We start from the raw sequence: 21,978 nt of genomic DNA, 5'->3' as shown, positions 1-21,978 counted from the left end.
GGGGGGCCGAAGTAGGCTCCTCCGTGTGACTTTGGAGATCGACACCGGCACGGGATTGATGCCGGTACACCTCTGGGAACCTTCCTCCGGAACCGGACCGGCGATCCTGCTGCTCCAGGAGATCTTCGGAGTCTCCGACTACATCAAGCAGCGGGCCGCCGATCTCGCCGCGCTCGGGTACTTCGTGCTGGCGCCAGAGATCTACTGGCGCCTGGACGAGACCGAGCTCGACGAATCGGCGCCAGACCTGCTTGAGCGCGCCCTCGCGGTCGTGGGCCGGCTCGACTGGGACACCGCGGTGTGGGACTCGGTGGCCGCGCTGGAGTATCTGCGCGGCCGCGACGAGGGCGTCGCGACCGTCGGGTTCTGCTTCGGCGGCGGCCTGGCCTACAACGTCGCCGCTGTCTCGCGCCCCGATGCGCTGGTGAGCTACTACGGCTCTGCCCTGCCCGGACTGCTGGATCTCGAGGTCGACGCGGTCAGCCTGCACCACTTCGGCGACTCGGACGCCTACCTGACCACGGATGTGGTCGACCAGATCGTCAAGACCGTCGATGGCCCCGAGAACGAGATCTACCGGTATCCCGACGCCGGCCATGCGTTCGACAACCCCATGCCCGCCTTCCACCACGCCGCGGCCTCCGCCCTGGCGTGGGAGCGCACCACCGCTTTCCTCTCCCACCACCTCCCCCCTGAACGAGGATCCAGATGAGCCTGTACGACATTCCGCTCCACACCCTGTCCGGCGGCGACACGTCGCTCGCCGACTACAAGGGCAAGGCCGTCCTGGTGGTGAACGTCGCCTCGAAGTGCGGCCTGACCCCGCAGTACGAGGGCCTGGAGCGGCTGCAGAAGCGCTACGAGGACCAGGGATTCACCGTGCTCGGCGTCCCGTGCAACCAGTTCGGCGGGCAGGAGCCCGGCACCGCCGAGGAGATCGAGACGTTCTGCTCGATGACCTACGGCGTCACCTTCCCGATGCTCGACAAGATCGAGGTCAACGGCGAACACCGCCACCCCCTGTACTCCGAGCTGACGCTCACCCCGGACGCCGAGGGCAACGCCGGCGACGTCCAGTGGAACTTCGAGAAGTTCCTGATCACCCCGGCGGGCACCGTGGCAGCCCGCTTCCGCCCGCAGACCCTCCCCGAGTCAGACGAAATCACCTCAGCCATCAAGTCCCACCTCCCCGCCTGACGACCTTCCCCACTACACCGGACCGCCCCTCCCATCGCCCCCGGACCACCTCTCAGCAAAGGCGTCGCCACGCGAATGGCGGGTCGCCACCCGGGCGGGTTGCCGTACGAACTGGTGGGTTGCCCCACGGGGATATGAGGGGGCAACCCACAACGTCGGTGGGTAACCCCCGCCAGGTGGGAACCCCCACCGGGTGGGCGTGGGCAACCAGCCGACGGGGTTCCCCGGCGCGGGTGTACCGACCGACAGGAGGTGGTCGCTGCCGGACACGGATAGCCCGCTTGAGCATGCAGCTTGACGGCCCGATCCGGCGACTACTTCCTGTCGGTCGGTACAGCCGACCCCCGGCATGGGCCCGGGGAGATCGCCGGCAGTGGTTACCAGCCGGAAGCGTGGGTATCGTGCGCGTTCGCTCCCGCGCCGCCGCGCTCGTGGCCGAGAACCTGGTCAGCTGGTTCGACCGCGGCGTACGGTCACTCCCGGAACACCCGGCGCCGGGCGATCTCTCGGTACGGGCGCCTGGTCGCGGCTGCCGGTGCCGGCGTCTGGTCGCGGCTGCCGCCTGTCCGCCGCGCAGTTGACCGTGCGCAGCCACCGGCACGTATGGACCCGGCCGAGGACCCCTGCATGGTCTCTGCGCCGACCACCTGGGCCGTCGGTCGCACGGCGACGAAGGAGCGGCGACGCCGAGGGCTGGCGACGTACCCGGGTGGGTCAGTCGAGGGGTTCGGTGGGTGGGGCTTCGGTGGCGAGGGCCTCGGTGAGGACCTCGGCGGTGAGGGCGATCTGCCATTCGCGGGCGTTGTGGTCGCGCAGGAACGTGGTGACCGCGCTGAGGTCGGCGTCTGGCGGTGGGGTCCAGGCGAGGCGCCTGATCGTGTCGGGGGAGAGCAGGTTCTCCGTCGGTACGCGGTGGGCCTCGGCGATCTCGCTGACGCCTGACCTGGCCGCTGACAACCTGGCCGCCGCGTCGGGATCGCGGTCCGCCCAGGCTCGTGCCGGCGGCGGCCCGTCGTACCGGGGGCCTTGTTTGGGGAGTTCGGTGTCGGGCAGGCGGCGGGCGTGGTCGATCGCCTCCCACCAGGTGCGCATGTGCCGGTGGGCGCCGCGGCCCTTGAAGGCGGTGAGTCGCTGGAGGGTGTCGCGGTCGGGCGGCATCGCGGCCGCCGCCTCGACGATGGCCGCATCGGGGAGGATCCGGCCGGGCGAGATGTCGGCGGCGGCGGCGATCTGGTCGCGTGCCTCCCACAGCGCGCGGACCACCGCGAGGCTGCGGCGGTTGCGCACGCGGTGCATGCCTGAAGTACGACGCCACGGGTCCGGCTTGGGTTCGCGCGGGGGAGCGGCCAGGATCGCGGCGAACTCCTGCTCGGCCCATTCCCACTTGCCCTCGCGGCGGAGCTCGGCCTCGATCGCGTTGCGCAGCTCGATCAGCATCTCGACATCGAGAGCCGCGTAGATCAGCCAGGGCCCGGGCAACGGCCGGGTCGACCAGTCCGCTGCCGAGTGCTCCTTGCGCATCTTGTAGCCGAGTACTTCGCTGACCAGCGAGGCGAGACCGACCTTCGGGTAGCCGAGCAGGCGGCCGGCGAGTTCGGTGTCGAAGACGGCGCGAGGGACCATGCCGACCTCGGCGAGGCAGGGCAGGTCCTGGTTGGCCGCGTGGATGATCCACTCCGTGTCGACGATCGCGTCGCCGAGGGCGGACAGGTCACCGAACGGGATCGGGTCGATCAGCGCCGAGCCGGATCCCTCCCGGCGCAGTTGCACCAGGTAGGCGCGGTGGGAGTACCGATAGCCGGAGGCTCGTTCCGCGTCGACCGCGACAGGGCCGGTACCGCTACGGAAGGCTTCGACGACCTCGCTCAGCGCAGGGGGAGTCTCCACGACGTCGGAGAGTCCGTCGCGCAGTTCGAGCAGTGGCAGGTTCTCGGTCGGGTCGTCCGGGACGGGCGGCTGCTGCTGGGTCTCGGCCGGGCTCATCGGCCCCGCTGACCGCGCCGGGTCGGCATCGCCACCACCCCCGGCGGAACCGGCGGAAGACCCGCCGCGGTGCACAGCACCTCACCCCAGGCCTCGGCGTGCTGGGTCACGTCGACCATCCCGCCCGGTCCGGGGACAGGACTCCAGGACGCACGGATCTCGATCTCCGCCGTCGCCTCGTCATCGGCCATCCCGCCGAAACTTTCGGATACCACCCGGGTGACGGTACCGCTCGGCGCCAAGAAGTCCGCGCCCCGGTCGGTCAAAGCCTCCATCAGCCAGGTCCAGCCCACGCCACCGAGCAGCGCGTCGGTCACCATCTCCGGTTCGACGGCAGCGCGCACGTACGCGACACAGCGGAAGGTCGACTGCCAGGCGTCGTTCCCGGCCGGATCGTAGAGAACGACCAGACGGCCGGTGGCGACATCGTCACCGTCGACCGTCACGTCGGCGCTGACCGCGGCCGCATGCGGTGCGATCCGCTGCGGTGCGGGCATCTCCTCGACGAAAACCTCGGGCCGGAACCGTGCACCGCGCAACTGCGTGAGTGCCTCGGCGAACTCCGCGGGTGGCGCGTCGACCTGCTTGCGGGCACCCATGCTTGGCAGCCTACGACTGATTACTCACAGACGCCGGTGCCGACGCGCCGGTGACCGCTTCCGGGCGTGGGATCATGGGTCATGTGCCCGTGACGCAAACCTCCCAATCACCGACCGCTACCGATGCTCTGTCGGAGTCCGCCTTCCTGCTGGCCGCCCGCGGTGAACCGGTGCCGCACACCCCGGTCTGGTTCATGCGCCAGGCGGGTCGCTCGCTCCCGGAGTACAGGGCGATCCGCGAGGGCACCACGATGCTCGAGTCCTGCATGCGACCCGACCTCGTCGTGGAGATAACGCTGCAGCCGGTACGCCGTTACGGCGTCGACGCGGCGATCTTCTTCTCCGACATCGTGCTGCCGCTGAAAGCCGTCGGGGTGGACCTCGAGATCAAGCCCGGTGTCGGCCCGGTGGTCGCGACACCGGTGCGATCGGCGGCCGATCTCGGTCCGGTCCGACCGGTGACGCCGGCCGACGTGTCGTATGTGACGGACTCGGTCAAGCAGTTGGTGTCCCAGCTCGGCGGGACCCCGCTGATCGGGTTCGCCGGGGCGCCGTTCACGGTGGCGTCTTACCTGGTCGAGGGCGGACCGAGCAAGGACTACGCGAAGACCAAGGCGATGATGCACGGAGATCCCGCTCTCTGGCACGCTCTGGCCGATCGGCTCGCGGATGTCGCCATCGCCTATCTGTCGGTCCAGATCGAGGCGGGGGCATCGGCGATCCAGCTCTTCGACTCGTGGGCGGGAGCGCTCTCCCCGCGCGACTACGCCGAGTTCGTCCAGCCGCACTCGGCGAAGGTGTTCGCGGCGTTGGAGTCGTACGGCGTGCCCAGGCTGCACTTCGGGGTGAACACGGGTGAGCTCCTCGGCCTGATGAGCGCGGCCGGCGCGGATGTCGTCGGCGTCGACTGGCGGGTGCCGCTGGACGAGGCGGTACGCCGGATCACCGCGGACGGGTCGTCGCCCAAGCCGGTCCAGGGAAACCTCGACCCGGCACTGCTCTTCGCGGGCTGGAGTGCCATCGAACCCCAGCTCGACCGCATCCTCGCCGAGGGCAAGGCGGCGCCGGGGCACATCTTCAACCTGGGGCATGGCGTCCCTCCGAACACCGACCCGGAGGTGCTTCTCCAGGTGGTCCAGGCAGTGCACGCGAAGTCCACCCGTGCCTGAGGGTGCGGAGCTTCAGCGGCTGACGTCTTCGGGGCCGGAGTGAAGATGGTGCCGGAGCAGCATCGAGACCAGGAGGTAGCCCCGGTGGGAAGCGGCTTGGGAACGGGAGAGAGCGCTTCCTCCGTCTCTCGTCGGCAGGTTGCCGTGGTCGGTGGTGGGATCAGCGGGCTGGCCGCGGCGTACGCGCTGGCGAGCGGGCCCAATCCACCGCGGATCACCGTGCTGGAGGCTTCGCCGCGGCTCGGCGGGAAGCTGGCCGGAGCTGAGCTCGAGGGCATTCCGGTTGATCTCGGCGCGGAGTCCGTCCTGGCTCGCCGTCCCGAGGCAGTGGACCTGATCCGCGCGGTCGGGCTCGATGACGACTTGGTGCATCCGGCAACGACCTCGGCCGGACTCTGGATCGGAGATCGGATCCGGGCCATTCCGCCGACCGTGATGGGGGTGCCGACCGACGCGGCTGCGACGGTCGACGTGCTCGGCGAGGAAGCGGCCGAACAGGTCGCGCACGAACCCGAGCTTCCCGAGCCCGCGTTGACCGACGACGTCGCGATCGGACGTTTCGTCGCCGACCGGATGGGTCCCGCGGTCACGAACCGGTTGATCGATCCCTTGCTCGGCGGCGTCTACGCGGGCCGGGCGGAAGAGATCTCGTTGGCCGCGGCCGTGCCCGAGCTGTTCGCCAAGCTGAGGACCGCCCCGAGTCTGCTGGCGGCAACCGCCGAGCTGCGGGAGATCGGCCAGCGCCGCAACACGCCTGGCACTCCGGTCTTCGCCGGGATCCGCGGCGGCGTCAACCGCCTGATCACCGCGCTCGAGGAGGACCTGACCCGGCGTGGGGTGGAAATCCGCCGGTCGGCGACGGTACGGCGGATCAGCCGGAACCACGCCGGCTACGAGCTGGAGACGGGGCCGGCGCCGGCGCCACAGCTCGTGCAGGCTGATGCCGTGATCGTCGCTGTGCCGGCGTCACCAGCGTCACGGATGCTGGCCGAGCTGGTCCCCGCTGCTTCGACCGAACTGGCGACTGTCGAGTACGCGAGCATGGCGATCGTCACCCTGGCCGTGCGCAAGAAGGACTGGCCGGCCGCCGCCACGGGGTCCGGCTTCCTGGTTCCGTCCGTGGAAGGCCGCACCATCAAGGCGTCGACCTACTCGCACGCCAAGTGGCAGTGGTCCGCAGAGGCCGGGGGAGACCTCGCAGTACTGCGGTGCTCGGTCGGTCGGCTTGGCGAGGAGTACGTGTTGCAGCGGTCCGACGAGGAGCTCGCTGCGCTGGCTGCTGCGGATCTGCGCACGGCTGTAGGCCTGGAAGCGCCCGTGGTCGGGTCGCTGGTGACACGCTGGGGCGGCGGGCTCCCGCAGTACGCGGTTGGCCACCTGGAGCGGGTGGACCGCGTGGAGGCGGCCGTAGGGGAGCAAGCCGGGCTAGCGGTCTGCGGCGCGGCGTACAGGGGTGTTGGTATTGCAGCCTGCGTCGCCTCGGCGGGCAAGGCGGCAACCCGGGTGCAGACGCATCTGGACGCATTGGCGACAATGGCAAAGTGACCGAGACGCCAGCAGCAGCGCAGCCCGACAGCAGCCAGCCCGCCAAGCCGAAGGCGCGCGAGCTCAACAACGTGATCCGCTACACCCTGTGGTCTGTGTTCAAGGTGCAGTCGCCGCTCGGTGACGCGGACCGGGATGAGCTGGCCGCTGAGCTGGCCGAGCTGGTCGCGAAGCTCGCTGCCGATGACGTGGTGATCCGCGGCTGGTACGACGTCGAGGGGTTCCGCGCGGACGCCGACTTCATGATCTGGTGGCACGCGCCGACGTCGGACGCGCTGCAGAAGGCGTACCACGCGCTGCGGCGCTCACGGCTGGGCCGCTACCTTGCGCCGGTCTGGTCCCAGTTCGCGCTGCACCGCCCGGCCGAGTTCAACAAGAGCCACATCCCGGCGTTCCTCGCCGACGAGGAGCCGCGCGCTTATGTGTGCGTCTACCCGTTCGTGCGCTCTTACGAGTGGTACCTGCTGCCCGACGAGGAGCGGCGGTTCATGCTGGCCGAGCACGGCAAGATGGCGCGCAGCTACCCCGACGTACGGGCCAACACGGTGGCTTCGTTCGCGCTCGGCGACTACGAGTGGATGCTCGCCTTCGAGGCGGACGAGCTGCACCGGATGGTGGACCTGATGCGCGACCTGCGTGCGTCGACGGCGCGGCGTCACGTGCGCGAGGAGATCCCCTTCTACACAGGCAAGCGGACCGAGCTCGGCGAGCTGGTCGCCAACCTGGCCTGACCTGATGGAGCGCAAGGCCTTCCCGGTGCTGTACGTCAGCAACGCGCGCCGATCGGTCGACTTCTACGCCCTGCTCGGCTACGAGTCCGTCTACCAGTTCCCGTTGGAAGGTGACCCGCACTACGTCGGCCTGGAGCGTGGCGAGTCGTCGCTGGGCATCGCCGACTCCAGTTGGCCGGAGGCGCAGCTCGGCATCACCGTCGGCACGGCCCCGCGCTTCGAACTCTTCGTGTACGTCGACGACGTCGAAACTCAGGTGGAGACGTTCCGCGAAGCCGGCTACAAGGTTCTCCAGGAGCCGGCGAACATGCCCTGGGGGGAACGCCAGGCCTACGTCGCGGACCCCGACGGCAACCCGGTCGCCGTCGCCACGCCGATCTGAATTCGGGCCCGCGTTCCATCCATTTGCGGGATGTCTGGCCGTCGGTGGGAAACAACTCTGGGTGGAAGAGGTGCAAGCCTGTTCCCGGATACCAGGAGAAGGATTCCCACCATGGCATTACGAGATGCGTTCTCGAGATTCCTGCGAGGCAAGGCGGAGTCGCGGCGCGATAAGGAAGACAAGGGCAGCAGCGACGGGTCGACCGCGCTGGACAGGACCGCCGATGCGGTTGATGCCGGCGAGGATCCGGACCTGGTGGTTCTGGTCGAGCGTCTGGAGGGCTTCTACGTGCCCGACACGGACGAGTTCGTGCCGACCGGGGTGGCCGTGGAGATCATCGAGGGATTCGAGGACGAGGATCCCAAGGTTCTCCTGCGGGCACTGGGCGATGCCGCCTCGGACGATGCGGGCAATGCCACGCAGAGCGCCCGAGACGAAGCCAAGCGGTGACCTGCAGGCCCCGGCCTACTCTGCCGGGGTCAGCGTCAGGCTCACTGAATTGATGCAGTAACGCAGATCGGTGGGAGTGCCGTAGCCCTCGCCCTCGAAGACATGTCCCAGGTGCGAGCCGCAGTTCGAGCAGCGGACCTCGACCCGCTTCATGCCGAGATCGGTGTCCTCGATGTACTCCACCCGGTCCTCCGCCAGCGGCGCGAAGAACGACGGCCAGCCGCAGTGCGAGTCGAACTTGGTCTCGCTGCGGAACAACTCCGCGTCACACGCCCGGCACCGGTAGACGCCGACGGTCTTGGTGTCGGTGTATTCACCGGTGAAAGGACGCTCGGTGCCCGCCTTGCGGAGCACCTGGAACTCCGCCGGCGACAGCTGGGCCCGCCACTGGTCATCGGACTTCTGTACTGCGTACTGCCGGGTGCTGCTGTCTGTCATGGGACCTCCTAAGTCGAGGAGCCGGATTCCCGAGGGACTCCGGCTCCTCACCATTATCGGCGGTCGGGCAAGCAGAACCCCGTCCGGGGCGGTTGCCGTAAGACTCCCGTCATCACCTGACCCAGGACGGCAGTGGCACCACCCGGGCGACCTGCGGATCGTGGTCGCTGATCTGGTCGGGGAACTCGGCGTTCATGTGCACGATGTCGTACTGCGAGGCCGGCTGCAGGTTCTTCGAGACCAGCATCTGATCCAGGATCTGGCTGTTCCCCTCGAACACGTAGCTGTAGCGCTGCGGCAACGGCAGGGTCCGCGGCAGGTCGATCAGCGCGGTCTTGCCGGAGCCGACCAGGATGTCCGTGGTCTCGGAGAAGTCGAAGTCGTTGAGGTCACCGAGCACGACCACGTTGGCGCCCAGGTCCTTGGCCAGGATCTGGTCGACGAACCCGCGGACCGACTCTGCCTGCTGGTGCCGCTTCGGCGCCGAGCTCTGGACCGGCGGCTGGGTGCGGCCCCAGAGCGGGTCGTCGCCGCCCTTGGAGCTGAAGTGGTTGACCACCACGAACAGGCTCTGGCCGAGCCAGGTGAACTCCCCGGCCAGCGGCACGCGGGTGGCTGCCCAGGCGGGGTTCGCGGGGTCGATCCGGCCCGGGGACGAGCTCAGCTGCGGCTTGCCGTGCTTGTCGGTGACGATCGTGGTCGGCGTGGTGGAACCGCCACCGGCGCGTTCGACGAACTTCACCGGCCGGTCCGTGCGGTACATGAACGCCACCCGGATGTTGCCGCCCGGCTCGCCGCCCTCGGCGTTGTTGACCGGATCGATCTGGCGCCACGCGTACTTCGGGCCGCCCGCCTTCTCGATCGCCGCGGCCAGGGTGTTCAGGGTGAGGTCAGCGGCAGTGGTACCTGAGTTCACTGCGCCGTCATTGTCCTGCACTTCCTCCAGGCCGAGGATGTCTGGTGAGGCGAGGTTGTTCACCACCGCCTGGGCCAGACCGTCGAACTTGGCTTCACCGTCGGACACGTCCAGGTTCTCCACGTTGAACGTCGCGACCGAGACCTGCAGCAGATTGGAGGACGTGGTCTTCTCCCGCTGGACCCCACCGTCGACGACGGTCGGCGTCTGCGTGACGAGGAACTTGAAGTTGCCGAACCCGTAGTCCAGTACGCCGGTCACGGTACCGGCCAGCTTGTCCCCGGTCTTGGCGTCGGGAACGGGGGCCAGCAGGTCGTCCAGCAGCACCCGCTCGGGGTTGCTGTCGGTCTTCTGGATCAGGATGCCGCCGCGCACGGTCCGCACCGAGGACCCGGCCGGTACGACGGAGAGTTCACGGAAGGAGCTGGTCGGGCCGGTCACCTCGGGCTGGTCGATCCCGAGCCACATACCTTCCAGCGACTCCCAGAAGTCCAGGCCGTCGGTGGCAGGCTCGAAGGTGCCGGTGGTCTCGACATCGCCGGTGGAGTCGTCGTCGATCACGGTCGACGGCGGAACGCGGCCGCCGGGGCCGACGATCGTCGCGGCCGGCACCGGCGCGGTGCCGGTGACGGTGATCTTCGGGTTGGTGAGTTCCGTGGTCGTCAGGTTGTCGGTGCCGCCCGAGCCGCCGGGGCGGAACTCGGCGACCGTGCCCTCGACGGTCACGGCGTCACCGACGGCCACGGTCGGCGCCGAGCTGGTGAAGACGAAAACGCCTTCGCTGGTGGCCGGGTTGTCGTCGGGCTGCGGGTCCTGGAACCAGAAGCCGTTGCCGCTCTTCGCGGTGACCACGCCGGTCACGTTGCCGACGAGCTTGCCGGCCAGCGGCGACAGGTGCGCGGCGCCCTGGATGTCGTGGATCTTGGCGTCCAGCGGCGGCACCGGCGGGGGAGCGGTGGTCAGCGTCTTGGGCGACGGGTTGACCGCCTCGAACTCGGTCCCGTTGTTGTCCGCGTCCTTGGTCGGGTCCTTACGAGTGGCGGAGGTGGTGTTGGAGATGCCCGGGGCAGCGCTCGTCTCGAAGTCGTTCGCGGCGCCGTAGCCGACGAAGTCGACCACGCCTGCGGCCGTGGCGCAGCCCGTAGTACAGGTGAGGCTGGTGGTCGAGGTGACCAGCGCGACCTTGCCGGAGGCTGCGGCCAGGTTCACGCTGCCGGTCGCATCGGGGGTCGGCATCGGTTGGCCGTTGGCGCCCCCGGACGCGCCCTGGGCGAGGTAGACCCCGCCCGGGGCGATGCTGCCGGCCAGACTGATCTTGTTCGTCCAGGAGGTTCCCGCGGCGGACGCGTATTGGATCGACCAGCCGCTCAGGTCGACCGGTGAGTCGCTGAGGTTCGTCAGCTCGATGAAGTCGTTCGTGTAGGAGGCGCCGGAGTTGCCGCCACCGCCGTACACCTCGGTGATGACCACGGTGGACGAGGCCGCGAGTGCCGGTGCGGCCGCGATCACGGCGGCGCCGGACACAACGAGACTGGAGGTGATCACGAGGGCGCCCAGGCGGCGCCGTGATCGGTTCTGGGCAGACATGAGCCGGATTCTCACACCCGCGCCAGGCGTGGCCAAGGCCCAACACGTGAACACCCAGTAGCAGGCCGAACAGCAGGGGTGATCATTCGCCGGACACGCGGTGAGACTCCAAAGACAGCAGGTGGTAGACCTCGAGTGGTTCGGCCTTGCCCTTGAGTTGGAGCAGACCCAGCGACTCGGTCACGGCTCCGGGCAACAGCGCCTTGGTGCCCGGACCGATCGCGACCCCGCCGCCGGGCGCCTTGCCTTCGATCCGGGAGGCGACGTTCACGGTGTCACCGATGACGGTGTGGGTCCGGCCGCCCTCGGTGCCGAGCAGGCTGACCGAGGCGATGCCGCTGTTGATGCCGACCCGGAACCGCGGCCAGTCGGGATGTGCCGCCTGCACGACGGCCGTCGCCTCCTGCAGTGCCAGTCCTGCGGCCGCCGCCCGGGCGGCGTGGTCGGGCTGATCGCCTCGCTTGTTGAAGGTGACCATCAACGCGTCACCGATGATCCGGTCCACATCGCCACCGTGCCGGCGGACCACCGGCGGGACCGCGACCTCGAAGTACGTGTTCAGCATTGCCGTGATCTCGCCCGGCTCGTGGTTCTCCGAGAAGGTGGTGAACCCTTGCAGGTCGGCGAACAACACGCTCAGCTCGCGCCGGCCGGAGACGGTGTCGGCGAGGTACAGGTCGGCGAAGCGCTCCTCGTGCCACTGGATCCGGACACCTCCCATCACCAGGCAGAAGGCGACCAGCAGCAGCGCATGCCACTCCCACCAGGACAGAGCCCAGTTGCGGGAGAAGACGAGTGCCACCATCGCTTCCGCGAGCAGCGCGAAGGCCGCGATCATCGACAGCAACATCAGCGACGGTCGTTTCCTCCACAGCCGCAGGTAGCGCGCGGCGGCCACGGCGTACAGCACCACGGCGGGCACGGCTAGTGCGGTGAGGATTCCGTCGGCGCTCTCGGGGACCTTGGTGCTGTGCAGCGGCGGTAACCGAGAGATGGAGGCGATCGCCCACAGCACCATCAGCGCCAGCAACCCGGCGCGCAACCAGCGACCCCAGCGCATCGCCTCTGGCAGACGACTGCCAGACAGTTGGAGGCTGGACAGCAGGGCGAAGATCGAGCCGATCGCGATGCCGACCGGAGTCGCGAGCACAAAGCCGACGTTCGGTGTGTCGAGCAGTACGCCGGGCGTCGCCAGCGCGTGCAGCCCGAGGAAGCTGGCGCACGACAGGAAGGCGAGCGCAACCATCAGCACCCGCGGATCTCCCCGCTGCAGAGCTGCTGCTCCGGTGCCGTGAGCCAGTACTGCGCTGAGAGCGGCTGTGGCCAGCACGAGCCAGAAATGGGACGGGTGGTGTTCCCAATGAACGTCCAACTGTGGTTCGCGGATGAGCAGCGCGAGGCCGGCCAACGGCAGCACCAGGGCGACCATGGTGGCGACCAGCATCGCCGGGGAGTAGATGAAGCGGTGCTCAAGCATTGGTGATCTTGAGGTGCTCGTGGATCTGCGACACGACCACAGACCCTTCACCGACCGCGGAGGCGACGCGTTTGACCGACCCGCACCGAACGTCCCCGACGGCGAACAGGCCGGGAACAGTCGACTCATAAGGCTGCGGAGGACGCGATCGGTCCCACCGCGGATCGCGGGCCGCATCCGAACCGGCGAGCACGAAGCCATGGTCGTCCCGCCCGACCTCTCCCGGCAGCCAGCCGGTGCCGGGTTCCGCGCCGATCATCACGAACAGTCCGTCGACGGCCAGCGATTCCTCCCGGCCGGTCTGCCGATCCCGCAGCACGATGCTCTGCAGGCGACCGTCGCCGCCTCCGCCGACGATCTCGCTCGAGGTCCGCACCACCACGTTGGCCGCCGCGTCGATCGCATCGATGAGGTACTGCGACATGCTTGCGGTGAGGTCCTTGCCGCGGATCACCAGAGTCACTCGGCGGCAGTAGCGGCCAAGGTGCAGCACTGCCTGCCCCGCCGAGTTGCCGCCGCCCACGACGCACGCGTCGCGGTCCGTCAGCCCGTGGGCCTCGGAGACGCTGGCGCCGTAGTACACGCCTGAGCTGGTGAGCGCCTCCAGTGCGGGTACGCCGAGTCTGCGGTAAGCGACTCCGGTCGCCAGCACGACAGCCCTGGCGGTCACCTCGCCGATGTCGCTGATCTCCGCGCGGAAGCCTCCGGCCTTCTGCTCCAGCCGGTTGACCTGGCGCATCAGAACGAAATGAGCGCCGAAGACCCAGGCCTGCTGATAGCCGCGCTGGGCCAGATCCGCCCCGGTGATTCCGCGTGAGAAGCCGAGGTAGTTCCTGATCAGCGAGCTGGTACCTGCCTGACCGCCGATCGCCTCGCGTTCGACTACGAGCGTCTGGAGGCCTTCTGAGGAGGCATACACGGCTGCGGCCAGACCGGCGGGACCAGCACCGATCACCAGTACGTCGAACGACCGCAGGCCGTCGGTCAGAGTCGTGTGGACGCCCCATGCCTCGGCGACCTCGGCATCGCTCGGGTCGTGCAGAATGGTGCCGCCGACTGCCGGCATCCACACCAGCACTCCGGCACCCGGGTCGGGTTCGTGGATCTCATGCAGTACTGCGTTCGCTTCCGGCGAGCCACTCCGCCGGAACGCGCTGGGGATGCCGTTGCGCGCGAGCAGACTGCTGATCGCGTGGGCTCGGCTCGAGCGTTCGTCGGCGACGACCACGACTTCGCGGAGGTTGGCGGTCTCGTTGCGGGACCACTCCTGCACGAACTCCGCCACCGTCCGGTGGAACAGTTCGTCGCGCGCGGTCCACGGCTTCAGGACGTAGTAGTTGATGTCGCCGACGGACATCGCGGACAGGATCGCTGCGGCAGTGTCGCGATCCGCCCAGGCGCCCCATTCGATCAGCAACGCGCGCCGGGCGTCCGGATGCAGGACACGGGCCCTGCCGAGGATCTCGGACCGCTCGTCAGCCGCCAGCGCACGGTCGACCAAGACCACCGCGACCCGCTGCCCGAGATCGCGTGCGAGCTGCAGGCACCGCAGCGCATCGGCCGCGGTGAGCTCGCCGCGGACTCTGAAGTCGACCCCGAAACTACGCTCCAGCTCGTTCTCGAGCCGGTCCAGACGTTCCGGATCGGCGTCGACCACCAGGAGGAGTGGCCGTGCCGCCCGGAGGCTCGGCCGTCCGTCGGGTTCCCCACCCATGCTTGACAGTAAGTCCGGCACGGGGACCGGGCAACACATCATCCGCTTTGATCGCCGGGCCCTGTCCGCCCCAGTGGGACAGGCCCCGGCGATCTGAACGGCCCGAAACTAGTTCACACTCACCGCGGACCAGGCCGACGCCACCGCCGCGCGCTCGACGCTGCTCGCGCCGTACAGGTCGGTGGCCGCGTTCAGGGTCGCGGTCCGGGCCTGCGCGTAGGTGGTGCCGGTGGTCATGTAGGTGGTCAGCGCGCGGTACCAGATCTTGCCGACCTTGTCGTGGCCGATGCCGGTCACGGTCGAGCCGTTGCAGGTCGGCGAGTCGTGCGGCAGGCCGCCGATGGTCTTGGCGCCGCTGCCCTCGGAGGCCAGGTAGACGAAGTGGTTCGCGACCCCGGACGAGTAGTGCACGTCCAGGTTGCCAACGCCGGAGGAGTAGCAGTCGACGGAGTTGCCGTCCTTGCTCGGCTTGTCCATGTACCGCAGCGCCGGGCGGTCCTTCATGATCTCCTCGCCGATGTAGTAGTCGCCCGGGTCGGCGGCCTTGTTCGAGTAGAACTCGACCATGGTGCCGAAGATGTCGCTGGTCGCCTCGTTCAGGCCGCCGGACTCACCGGAGTACGTCAGGTTCGCCGTCGCCTGGGTGACGCCATGGGACATCTCGTGGCCGGCCACGTCGATCGACACCAGCGGGCCCGCGACGACGTTGTCGCCGTCGCCGTAGGTCATCTTCTTGCCGTCCCAGAAGGCGTTCACATAGTTGGTGCCGTAGTGGACCCTGCTCGGGACGCCCTTGCCGTTGTTGAAGATGCCGTTCCGGCCGTGGGTGTTCTTGTAGTAGTCGAACGTGGTCGCCGCGCCGTAGTGCGCGTCGACGGCGGCCGTGGCGCGGTCGCTGTTGGCGCCGGAGCCCCAGTGGTTGTCCGCGTCGGTGAACTTGACCGCCACCGGACAACCGGCGCCGAAGACCTGGCACAGGACCGAGTCGGTCTTGTTCTGCGCGTCGAGAGTGGTTCCGCCGCCGCGAACCCCGTCCGTCAGGTTGAAGCCACCCGTCGCCGCGGTGGTGTCGAGCGGCACGGTCCCGGAGTACAGGCTCTTGCCGTCGCCGGTCACGGTCTCGATGTGCTGCTCGCTGACCAGTTTGGCGCCGGTGAGCGCGTCGATCGTGGTCGTGATGTTGCTCGGGGTCCCGTCGGCCTGGGTGCCGACGGTGGTGACCAGGTACGCGAGCCGCGGCGCGCCCTTGCGGGCCTCGATCACCAGGGACGGCTTGCCCTCGGCCTTGTAGCCCTTGGCAAGAGCCTTGGTGGTCGCGGTGACGATGCTCAGCTTGGGGGTGCGCCCGATGTTCGCCGACCGGTTCAGGGTCAGGCTGGCGCCCTTCCAGGCGCCGTCCTTGGCCTGGTGCACGACGACGTCACCACCGAGCACCTGCAGCCCTCCGATGCTGCGGTCCATCCGGACATGGCTCGAGCCGTCCTTGTCGACGATGACGTCCCGTACTGCGAACGCGTCGGCGCCGGTGGCTCTGAGCGTGCCCAGGTTGTCGGCGATCGCGGCCTTGGCCCGGGCGACCGCTGCGGCGGGCGTCGGGCCGGGGGCTGCCGTGGGGGCGCCGGTGGCTGTTGGAGCTCCGGTCAGCCCGAGGGCGGTTGCGGTCGCCACTGCGGTGGCAGCGGCGAGCAGGGCGGATTTGTTCATCCTCGCGCTCCTTCAAAAGGGTGTCCCGGGGGCCTCACGCCCAAGGAACGAGGTGGAGGCACGTTACCGCTCGGTCACCTAGGGTGGCCAGGGGTCGAGAAAACTTGCCTTTCCGCGCGCTGGCGGCGGTTTTGGTCCGAGGCGGGCGGTAGCGTCGCCGACATGGCGGCGACCAAGGCAATCGAGCTGGAGATCGCGGGGCGGACGGTCCGGGTGAGCAACCCGGACAAGCCGTACTTCGCGGACCGCGGGCTGACCAAGCTCGACATCGTGAACTACTTCGTGGCGGTCGGCGACGGCATCCTGGGCGCGCTCCGGGACCGGCCGACCACGCTCGAGCGCTGGCCCGGCGGCTGGTTCGAGGGCGCGAAGCTGTCCACCCGGATGGACAACAAGGGCGACGCGTTCTACCAGAAGCGGGTGGCCAAGGGCGCCCCTGACTGGGTCGAGACCGCCACCATCACCTTCCCGAGCGGCCGGACTGCCGACGAGGTGTGTCCGACCGAGCTCGCGGTGGTCGCCTGGGCGGTCAACCTCGGCACCCTCACCTTCCACCCCTGGCCGGTGCGCCGCCCCGAGCTGGAATCGCCCGACCAGCTGAGGATCGACCTCGACCCGCAGCCAGGCACCGACTTCAAGAGTGCGGCCGTGGTGGCCCCGGTGCTGCGCGAGTTGCTTGCTGAGCATGGCCTGGAGGGGTTCCCGAAGACCTCGGGCGGCCGTGGATTGCATGTGTACGTGCCGATCGAGCCGCGGTGGTCGTTCGTCGAGGCGCGCCGCGCGGTGATCGCGGTCGGGCGGGAGCTGTCCCGGCGGATGCCCGAGCAGGTGACGGTGAACTGGTGGAAGGAAGAACGCGGCGAGCGGGTCTTCATCGACTACAACCAGATGGCTCGGGACCGCACGATCGCCTCGGCGTACTCCGTGCGGCCGAACGCGCGGGCGAGGGTGTCGGCGCCGCTGCGGTGGGAGGAGGTGGAGGACGTCGTGCCGGACGACTTCGACGTACTCACCATGCCGGCGCGGTTCGCCGAGGTCGGCGACCTGCACGCTGCCGTGGGGGAGAAGGCGTTCTCGCTGGAGTCGCTGCTGGAGTTGTCCGCCAAGCATGAACGCGACTTCGGCGAGGGCGACATGCCCTACCCACCGGAGTACCCGAAGATGCCCGGCGAGCCCAAGCGCGTTCAGCCGTCGAAGGACCGCGACCGCCCCAGGGACTGAGGTCAGCTGCAGGAAGCGAGGCCGTTCAAGACGCCGGTGCGTAGAGACTGCGTCCGGGCGAACGCACCGCCGCGGTCCAGGCGTTGGCCGCCCTGCGTGAAGCTGGTGAAGACGACGGTTTCCAGCGCCTCGTCGAGGTCTCCGGGCGACAGCGGCGAGGTCGCCAGGTTGTTCCCGGCGAGGGAGGCGAGCCAGGCACCGGTGAAGCAGTCCCGCTGCAGGCCGGCCTGCTGACCCGCGGTCGGGAAGGCCGCCTGCTCCTGGGCCGCTTCGGCCCAGGCGTCACTGAGCACTGTGCCGGTTGCCATGTCGCCGATCCGCCGGTGGAGCTCGGCCACGGCCGGCACCAGCCAGACGACGGTTCTTGTCGTGGAGCAGTACTCCGAGAGGCCGGCGGTTTCCTGGTGACCCGGGCAGTCCGGCAGGTTCCCGGACTCCACTGGCGTCTCGGTGGGCTTCGCGAAATGCTTGCCGGCGGCCACCTGCGGCAACGCCGCCGTCCAGAAGCCGTCGAGCGTCGTCGAGAGCACTTGCACGGTCTGGTCCAGCGGCAGGTTGCCGCCGGACTGAAGCTCGGCGGTCGTCCGGAACGGGAGCTCCGTGGTGACCACGCCCTGCTGTGGGAACCCCGCGCAGCTCCCGGCGCCCTGGTCGTAGCCGGTCTGGAAGGCATTCACCCGGTCGAAGCCGAGCCCGTGCGCCTGCGGTGCCGTCGCAGCATTCCCGGGCTGGTCCCGCAGGGTCAGGATGGCCGCTGTCGCACTGTCCAGAGCACCGTCGGCCAGCGCGACAGCGTCGTCCTTCGAAGTCTCGGCGTACTTCGTCCAGGAGCCCGCGAAACAGTCGGCCTGCAGTTCCATCACGACGGAGGGGGCCTGTACTCCGGCCCGGGCCTGGATCGCGTGGCCCATCTCGTGGGCGAGCACGATGGCCGGCGAGATCGCGCCGAACTGCCGGCTCAGCCTCGGAAAGAGGTCGGCGGCGTCATAGGCGATGAAGTCGTTGGCAGGGCAGTAGAAGGCGTTGCCGCGCAGGTCGTCGTAGGTCTGGCGCTGGCCACCGCACTCGAACGGCGGGCTGCTCGGCGTCTTCGGCTGGAATCCGCCGGCCAGCGGCTTGTACTCCTTGCCATAGACGGACGGCAGCTCGTGGGTCCAGTAGGTGACCACGCTCTGCTCGGCGGCGTTTGCGACCTGGATGGGGTCCATCGCCGCGCGCCCGATCGACAGCTCGGTCGCCGGCTGCTGCCGGTCAGGGCGGCGGATCGCGATCACGGCGATGACTGCGATCAGGGCTGCGACGACGACCAAGAGCAGCCATGGGCGTGCGCTGCCCTGGGCTATCCGATCCGGTGTCCCGTCCCGCATGGCTCTCCTCTGTCCGCTGACGCTCGCGCAGAGGTACCCCGATCGCGGCTACTGAACCTCAGCTGCTCACAGCGTGCGGAGCACGCCGCCGTCGATCGGGATCATCGCGCCGCTGATGTACGAGGCGACCGGGGAGAGCACGAACGCGGCCACCCGGCCGAATTCCTCCGGGCTGCCGTAACGGCGCAGCGGGATGGTCTTCTCGGAGGCACGGCGGGCGGCTTCGGGATCCCCGCCCTTGCCGTCGAGCTCCTTCAGCCGGTCGGTGGCGATCCGGCCCGGTAGCAGGCCGTTGACGCGGACGCCGTTCGGGCCCAGTTCGTCGGCCAGAGTCTTCGCGACCATGGCGAGACCGGGCCGCAGGCCGTTCGAGATGGCCAGCCCGGGGATCGGGGACTTCACCGACGACGAGAGCACGAACGCGATCGAGGTGCCGTCCGAGCCGGCCCTGGCCACCGCGCGGGCGATCCGCAGACCACCAAGGAACACGCTGTCGAAGGCCGCGCGCCAGTCCTCCTCGTCGGTGTCGAGGGCTGTCCCGGGCCGTGGCCCACCGACGCTGATCAGGGCGCCGTGCAGCGAACCCCATTTGGCGATCGCGGTGGCGGCCAGCCGCTCCGCGCTCTCGGGATCGGCGTTGTCGACCGGGATGCCGACGACCTGATCGCCGAGCTGTTTGGCGGCGCGGGTGATCGACTCCTCGTTCCGGCTGGAGATCACCAGCCGGGCGCCTTCGTCGGCGAGCACTTTCGCGGTGGCGAAACCGAGTCCGCGGCTGGCGCCGGTGATGATGTAGGTGCGATCGCGAAGTCCGAGGTCCACGGTGACATCCTGCCGCACCGGACGACCGCTCGCTGCCCGGTACGCTGGGCGGACCGGCGGATATCTCAGTAGGCGGACGGCCGGAGCGGGGTGTATTCGGTGGCGTCGAGGTGATAGGCGGTGTTGACCATGCCCAGGTGCGAGAAGGCCTGCGGGAAGTTGCCCAGCATCCGCTTCCTGACCGGGTCGTACTCCTCCGCGAGCAGTCCCACGTCGTTGCGCAGGGCAACCAGCTTGTTGTAGAGCTTCCGGGACTCGCCGACCCGGCCGATCATCGCGAGCGAGTCGGCCAGCCAGAAGGAGCAGATCAAGAAGGCGCCCTCGTTGTCCGGCAGTCCGTCGTCGACGTGCTCGGTGAGGTAGCGCCGGACGAACCCGTCGGGGGCGAGTTCCCGGTGGACCGCCTCGACCGTTCCGACCACGCGGGGATCGTGGGCCGGCAGGAATCCGACCTGGGGGATGAGCAGCACCGACGCGTCCAGTGCCTTGCTCCCGTAGGCCTGGGTGAACGTGTTCCGCTCGGCGTCGAAGGCCTCGGCGCACACCTGCCGGCGGATCTCGTCCGCGGTCGAGCGCCACAGCTTGGCCGGACCACCCATCCCGTACCGCTCGACGGCCCGGGCCGCCCGGTCGAAGGCCACCCACGCCATCACCTTGGAGTAGGTGAACTGCTGACGACCGCCGCGGACCTCCCAGATGCCTTCATCGGGGAGGTGCCACACGTCGGTCAGGTGTTTCATCAGCGCACGCTGGACGGACCAGGCTTCGTCACTCGGCCCGATCGAGCTCTCCCGGGCGAGGGCAAGCACGTCCATCACCTCGCCGAACACGTCGATCTGCAACTGGTCCGCGGCCGCGTTGCCGATCCGCACCGGCGTCGAGCCACCGAAGCCCGGCAACCAGTCGGCCTCGAACTCGCGCAACCGCCGCTCGCCCGTCACGCCGTACATGATCTGCAGGTCGGCGGGTGATCCGGCGATGGCGCGGAGCAACCAGTTGCGCCAGGCGTGCGCTTCCTCGGTGAAGCCGGAGCGTAGCAATGCCGCCAGCGTCATCGTTGCGTCGCGCAACCAGCAGAAGCGGTAGTCCCAGTTGCGCTCGCCGCCGATGTGTTCCGGCACCGAGGTGGTCGCTGCGGCGACGATCCCACCCGACGGCGAGTAGGTGAGCGCCTTCAAGGTGAGCAGCGACCGGGTCACCTCGGCGGGCATGTCGTCGCGGTTCTTGCTGTGGCCGATCCAGTCGGTCCAGTAGCTCTCGGTCGGGCCCAGTGCGGCGAGTGCGTCGACCGGTGCGGGCGGCCGCTGGTGCGATGGGTGCCAGGTCAGCACGAACCAGGCGCGATCGCCCTCGCCGATCTCGAAGTCCGCGTACGTCGCGAAGTCCCGGCCGTACTGGTGCACGTCACTGCGCAGCGACACCGCGTCCGGCCCGGCGACCGCGATGATCTGCCCGTCGGCCTGCTGCACCCACGGCACCACGTGCCCGTAGTCGAACCGCAGCCGTAACTCGGACCGCATCGCCACCGTGCCGCGGATGCCCTCGACGATCCGCACGACGTCGGGGGCGGCATCGCGGGGCGGCATGAAGTCGAGCACCCGCACCGAGCCGCTCGGGGTGGACCATTCGGTCTCCAGGACGAGCGTGTCGCCGCGGTAGTGCCGGCTGCACTTGGCCCCGGCATCGCGGGGCCGGAGCCGCCAGTGGCCGTGGTCGTCGGTGCCGAGCAGGGCGGCGAAGCAGGCAGGGGAGTCGAAGCGGGGGAAGCAGAGCCAGTCGATCGAGCCGTCAGTCGAGACCAGGGCCGCCGTCTGGGTGTCCCCGATCAGTGCGTAGTCCTCGATCCGCCGATCCGGCAGGGACCGGTTCCGGGTCGGGTTCACCGGCCGCGCCGCCCGGGGCGAGGCCTTCCTTTGGTTTGTCACCCTGAACGTCCTGTCTGGAGAAGTACACCAAACCACCGATGGCGAGCAGCGCGAAGAAGAACCACTGCAGCGCGTAGAAGAAGTGTGGCCCGTCATCGATCTCCGGACCGGGGAAACCGCCGAACGCGGGATCAGCCACGGGCTGCTGGCGATCCACCGTCAGATACCCGTCGTACAGGCTGAGGCCGAGGGCCGAGGAGAACTCGGGTCCGTTGATGAGTCGCGCGGTGCCATCCGTCGGCTTACCGCCGCTCGTGTGGCCGCCCTGCTCACTGCGACGCAGCCGGCCGGTCACGGTGACCTCGCCGCTCGGTGCGGCCGGCACGCTGAGAGGCGCCAGTTCAGCACCTTGCCGCGCCAGGAAGCCGCGATCGACCAAGATTCCGGTGCCGTCCGCAAGGATCAGCGGCGTGACTATCTCGAAGCCAGGACGGTCCTGTACGTTCCGGTAGCGGATCACCACCTGCTTGGTCGCGTCGTACCGGCCGGTGACGACGGCGGTCCGCCAGTCATGCTGGTCGCCGACCACGCGCTGTGGACCGACGATGTCGGCCAGTGGTGCCGCCGGAGCGGCCAGATTGGTGCGGGTGACGCCGTTGCGGACCTTGCGCTCGTCCAGCCGGTGCAACTGCCAGCGGCCGAGCTCCACGCAGACCCCGGCAAGGAGCAGTATCACCAGCGCGGTGACGATCCAGCGGGGGTTCAGCAAGCGGTGTGAAGCACGAGGCACAGTCCGAACTTAAGCCATCGA

The 21,978-nt window shown here is 69.1% G+C and carries 19 protein-coding genes; 8 read left to right on the top strand and 11 right to left on the bottom strand.

Annotation, left to right across the window (positions count from 1 at the left end; genetic code table 11):
• The first annotated feature begins 25 nt into the window (after positions 1 to 25).
• Both ABD210_RS30270 and ABD210_RS30265 read left to right on the top strand, forming a co-directional pair.
• Positions 26 to 712: a dienelactone hydrolase family protein gene (locus tag ABD210_RS30270; RefSeq protein ID WP_344116157.1), complete on the top strand. Its 687-nt coding sequence runs from the start codon at positions 26 to 28 to the stop codon at positions 710 to 712.
• Positions 709 to 1,197 (top strand): glutathione peroxidase, encoded by a 489-nt coding sequence (locus ABD210_RS30265; protein WP_344116156.1) that lies wholly within the window; start codon positions 709 to 711, stop codon positions 1,195 to 1,197. Before ABD210_RS30270 ends, ABD210_RS30265 begins: the two co-directional genes overlap by 4 nt.
• 714 nt (positions 1,198 to 1,911) lie before the next feature.
• Here ABD210_RS30265 and ABD210_RS30260 read toward each other — a convergent pair.
• Positions 1,912 to 3,180, bottom strand: coding sequence for an HRDC domain-containing protein (locus ABD210_RS30260; protein WP_344116154.1), 1,269 nt, complete (start codon positions 3,178 to 3,180; stop codon positions 1,912 to 1,914).
• Entirely contained in the window at positions 3,177 to 3,779 is a 603-nt protein-coding gene (locus ABD210_RS30255; protein WP_344116152.1) for a DUF3000 domain-containing protein, read from the bottom strand. The genes ABD210_RS30260 and ABD210_RS30255 overlap by 4 nt, the downstream gene beginning before the upstream one ends.
• An 83-nt stretch (positions 3,780 to 3,862) precedes the next feature.
• Here ABD210_RS30255 and hemE point away from each other — a divergent pair, with 83 nt between their 5' ends.
• The 5 genes from hemE to ABD210_RS30230 all read left to right on the top strand — a co-directional run bounded on the left by hemE (position 3,863) and on the right by ABD210_RS30230 (position 8,056).
• Positions 3,863 to 4,948 carry a uroporphyrinogen decarboxylase gene (hemE, locus tag ABD210_RS30250; RefSeq protein ID WP_344116151.1) on the top strand — a complete coding sequence of 362 codons (1,086 nt, stop codon included), beginning with the start codon at positions 3,863 to 3,865 and terminating at the stop codon, positions 4,946 to 4,948.
• A gap of 84 nt (positions 4,949 to 5,032) precedes the next feature.
• Positions 5,033 to 6,493, top strand: a complete 1,461-nt coding sequence (gene hemG / locus ABD210_RS30245) for a protoporphyrinogen oxidase (protein WP_344116150.1) — start codon at positions 5,033 to 5,035, stop codon at positions 6,491 to 6,493.
• Positions 6,490 to 7,224: a hydrogen peroxide-dependent heme synthase gene (gene hemQ / locus ABD210_RS30240; RefSeq protein WP_425552767.1), complete on the top strand. Its 735-nt coding sequence runs from the start codon at positions 6,490 to 6,492 to the stop codon at positions 7,222 to 7,224. Before hemG ends, hemQ begins: the two co-directional genes overlap by 4 nt.
• Positions 7,225 to 7,228: 4 nt before the next feature.
• Positions 7,229 to 7,606 (top strand): VOC family protein, encoded by a 378-nt coding sequence (locus tag ABD210_RS30235; protein ID WP_344116148.1) that lies wholly within the window; start codon positions 7,229 to 7,231, stop codon positions 7,604 to 7,606.
• A 111-nt stretch (positions 7,607 to 7,717) separates the two neighbouring features.
• Positions 7,718 to 8,056: a hypothetical protein gene (locus ABD210_RS30230; protein ID WP_344116146.1), complete on the top strand. Its 339-nt coding sequence runs from the start codon at positions 7,718 to 7,720 to the stop codon at positions 8,054 to 8,056.
• Between the two features lie 15 nt (positions 8,057 to 8,071).
• Here the strand turns inward: ABD210_RS30230 and msrB are convergent, their stop codons facing one another.
• From msrB to ABD210_RS30205, 5 genes are all read right to left on the bottom strand, one after another.
• Positions 8,072 to 8,494 carry a peptide-methionine (R)-S-oxide reductase MsrB gene (gene msrB, locus ABD210_RS30225; RefSeq protein WP_344116144.1) on the bottom strand — a complete coding sequence of 141 codons (423 nt, stop codon included), beginning with the start codon at positions 8,492 to 8,494 and terminating at the stop codon, positions 8,072 to 8,074.
• Positions 8,495 to 8,606: 112 nt separating this feature from the next.
• Positions 8,607 to 10,997: a lamin tail domain-containing protein gene (locus tag ABD210_RS30220; RefSeq protein ID WP_344116143.1), complete on the bottom strand. Its 2,391-nt coding sequence runs from the start codon at positions 10,995 to 10,997 to the stop codon at positions 8,607 to 8,609.
• 82 nt (positions 10,998 to 11,079) lie between these two features.
• On the bottom strand, positions 11,080 to 12,474 hold the full coding sequence (locus ABD210_RS30215; protein WP_344116142.1) for an adenylate/guanylate cyclase domain-containing protein: 1,395 nt from the start codon (positions 12,472 to 12,474) through the stop codon (positions 11,080 to 11,082).
• Positions 12,467 to 14,188 carry an NAD(P)/FAD-dependent oxidoreductase gene (locus tag ABD210_RS30210; protein WP_344116141.1) on the bottom strand — a complete coding sequence of 574 codons (1,722 nt, stop codon included), beginning with the start codon at positions 14,186 to 14,188 and terminating at the stop codon, positions 12,467 to 12,469. The genes ABD210_RS30215 and ABD210_RS30210 overlap by 8 nt, the downstream gene beginning before the upstream one ends.
• A gap of 108 nt (positions 14,189 to 14,296) precedes the next feature.
• Positions 14,297 to 15,892 carry a M4 family metallopeptidase gene (locus ABD210_RS30205; RefSeq protein ID WP_344116139.1) on the bottom strand — a complete coding sequence of 532 codons (1,596 nt, stop codon included), beginning with the start codon at positions 15,890 to 15,892 and terminating at the stop codon, positions 14,297 to 14,299.
• Positions 15,893 to 16,054: 162 nt separating this feature from the next.
• Between ABD210_RS30205 and ligD the strand changes: the two genes are divergently transcribed.
• Entirely contained in the window at positions 16,055 to 17,113 is a 1,059-nt protein-coding gene (gene ligD, locus ABD210_RS30200; protein ID WP_344116138.1) for a non-homologous end-joining DNA ligase, read from the top strand.
• A gap of 2 nt (positions 17,114 to 17,115) precedes the next feature.
• On the opposite strand, the gene ABD210_RS30195 is transcribed toward ligD, so the two are convergent.
• From ABD210_RS30195 to ABD210_RS30180, 4 genes are all read right to left on the bottom strand, one after another.
• Complete coding sequence (locus ABD210_RS30195; RefSeq protein ID WP_344116137.1) at positions 17,116 to 18,480, bottom strand: neutral zinc metallopeptidase; 1,365 nt, start codon at positions 18,478 to 18,480, stop codon at positions 17,116 to 17,118.
• Positions 18,481 to 18,546: 66 nt separating this feature from the next.
• Positions 18,547 to 19,302 (bottom strand): SDR family oxidoreductase, encoded by a 756-nt coding sequence (locus ABD210_RS30190; RefSeq protein WP_344116135.1) that lies wholly within the window; start codon positions 19,300 to 19,302, stop codon positions 18,547 to 18,549.
• A gap of 65 nt (positions 19,303 to 19,367) precedes the next feature.
• Positions 19,368 to 21,185, bottom strand: coding sequence for a glycoside hydrolase family 15 protein (locus ABD210_RS30185; RefSeq protein WP_344116133.1), 1,818 nt, complete (start codon positions 21,183 to 21,185; stop codon positions 19,368 to 19,370).
• Positions 21,091 to 21,957 (bottom strand): SURF1 family cytochrome oxidase biogenesis protein, encoded by an 867-nt coding sequence (locus tag ABD210_RS30180; protein ID WP_344116132.1) that lies wholly within the window; start codon positions 21,955 to 21,957, stop codon positions 21,091 to 21,093. Before ABD210_RS30180 ends, ABD210_RS30185 begins: the two co-directional genes overlap by 95 nt.
• Positions 21,958 to 21,978: the final 21 nt, after the last annotated feature.

Origin of the sequence: Kribbella alba (assembly GCF_039529635.1) — a bacterium.
Classification (GTDB): domain Bacteria; phylum Actinomycetota; class Actinomycetes; order Propionibacteriales; family Kribbellaceae; genus Kribbella; species Kribbella alba.
Note: the sequence above shows the minus strand (reverse complement) of the source record. Positions and strands in the feature narration are given on the sequence as shown.

Excerpts from the sequence above, each read along its gene's own strand:
- ABD210_RS30220 (WP_344116143.1), bottom strand. The coding sequence starts at position 10,997 with ATGTCTGCCCAGAACCGATCACGGCGCCGCCTGGGCGCCCTCGTGATC.
- ABD210_RS30260 (WP_344116154.1), bottom strand. The coding sequence starts at position 3,180 with ATGAGCCCGGCCGAGACCCAGCAGCAGCCGCCCGTCCCGGACGACCCG.
- ABD210_RS30210 (WP_344116141.1), bottom strand. The coding sequence starts at position 14,188 with ATGGGTGGGGAACCCGACGGACGGCCGAGCCTCCGGGCGGCACGGCCA.
- ABD210_RS30255 (WP_344116152.1), bottom strand. The coding sequence starts at position 3,779 with ATGGGTGCCCGCAAGCAGGTCGACGCGCCACCCGCGGAGTTCGCCGAG.
- ABD210_RS30235 (WP_344116148.1), top strand. The coding sequence starts at position 7,229 with ATGGAGCGCAAGGCCTTCCCGGTGCTGTACGTCAGCAACGCGCGCCGA.
- msrB (WP_344116144.1), bottom strand. The coding sequence starts at position 8,494 with ATGACAGACAGCAGCACCCGGCAGTACGCAGTACAGAAGTCCGATGAC.
- ABD210_RS30215 (WP_344116142.1), bottom strand. The coding sequence starts at position 12,474 with ATGCTTGAGCACCGCTTCATCTACTCCCCGGCGATGCTGGTCGCCACC.
- ABD210_RS30195 (WP_344116137.1), bottom strand. The coding sequence starts at position 18,480 with ATGCGGGACGGGACACCGGATCGGATAGCCCAGGGCAGCGCACGCCCA.
- ligD (WP_344116138.1), top strand. The coding sequence starts at position 16,055 with ATGGCGGCGACCAAGGCAATCGAGCTGGAGATCGCGGGGCGGACGGTC.
- ABD210_RS30205 (WP_344116139.1), bottom strand. The coding sequence starts at position 15,892 with ATGAACAAATCCGCCCTGCTCGCCGCTGCCACCGCAGTGGCGACCGCA.
- ABD210_RS30230 (WP_344116146.1), top strand. The coding sequence starts at position 7,718 with ATGGCATTACGAGATGCGTTCTCGAGATTCCTGCGAGGCAAGGCGGAG.
- ABD210_RS30265 (WP_344116156.1), top strand. The coding sequence starts at position 709 with ATGAGCCTGTACGACATTCCGCTCCACACCCTGTCCGGCGGCGACACG.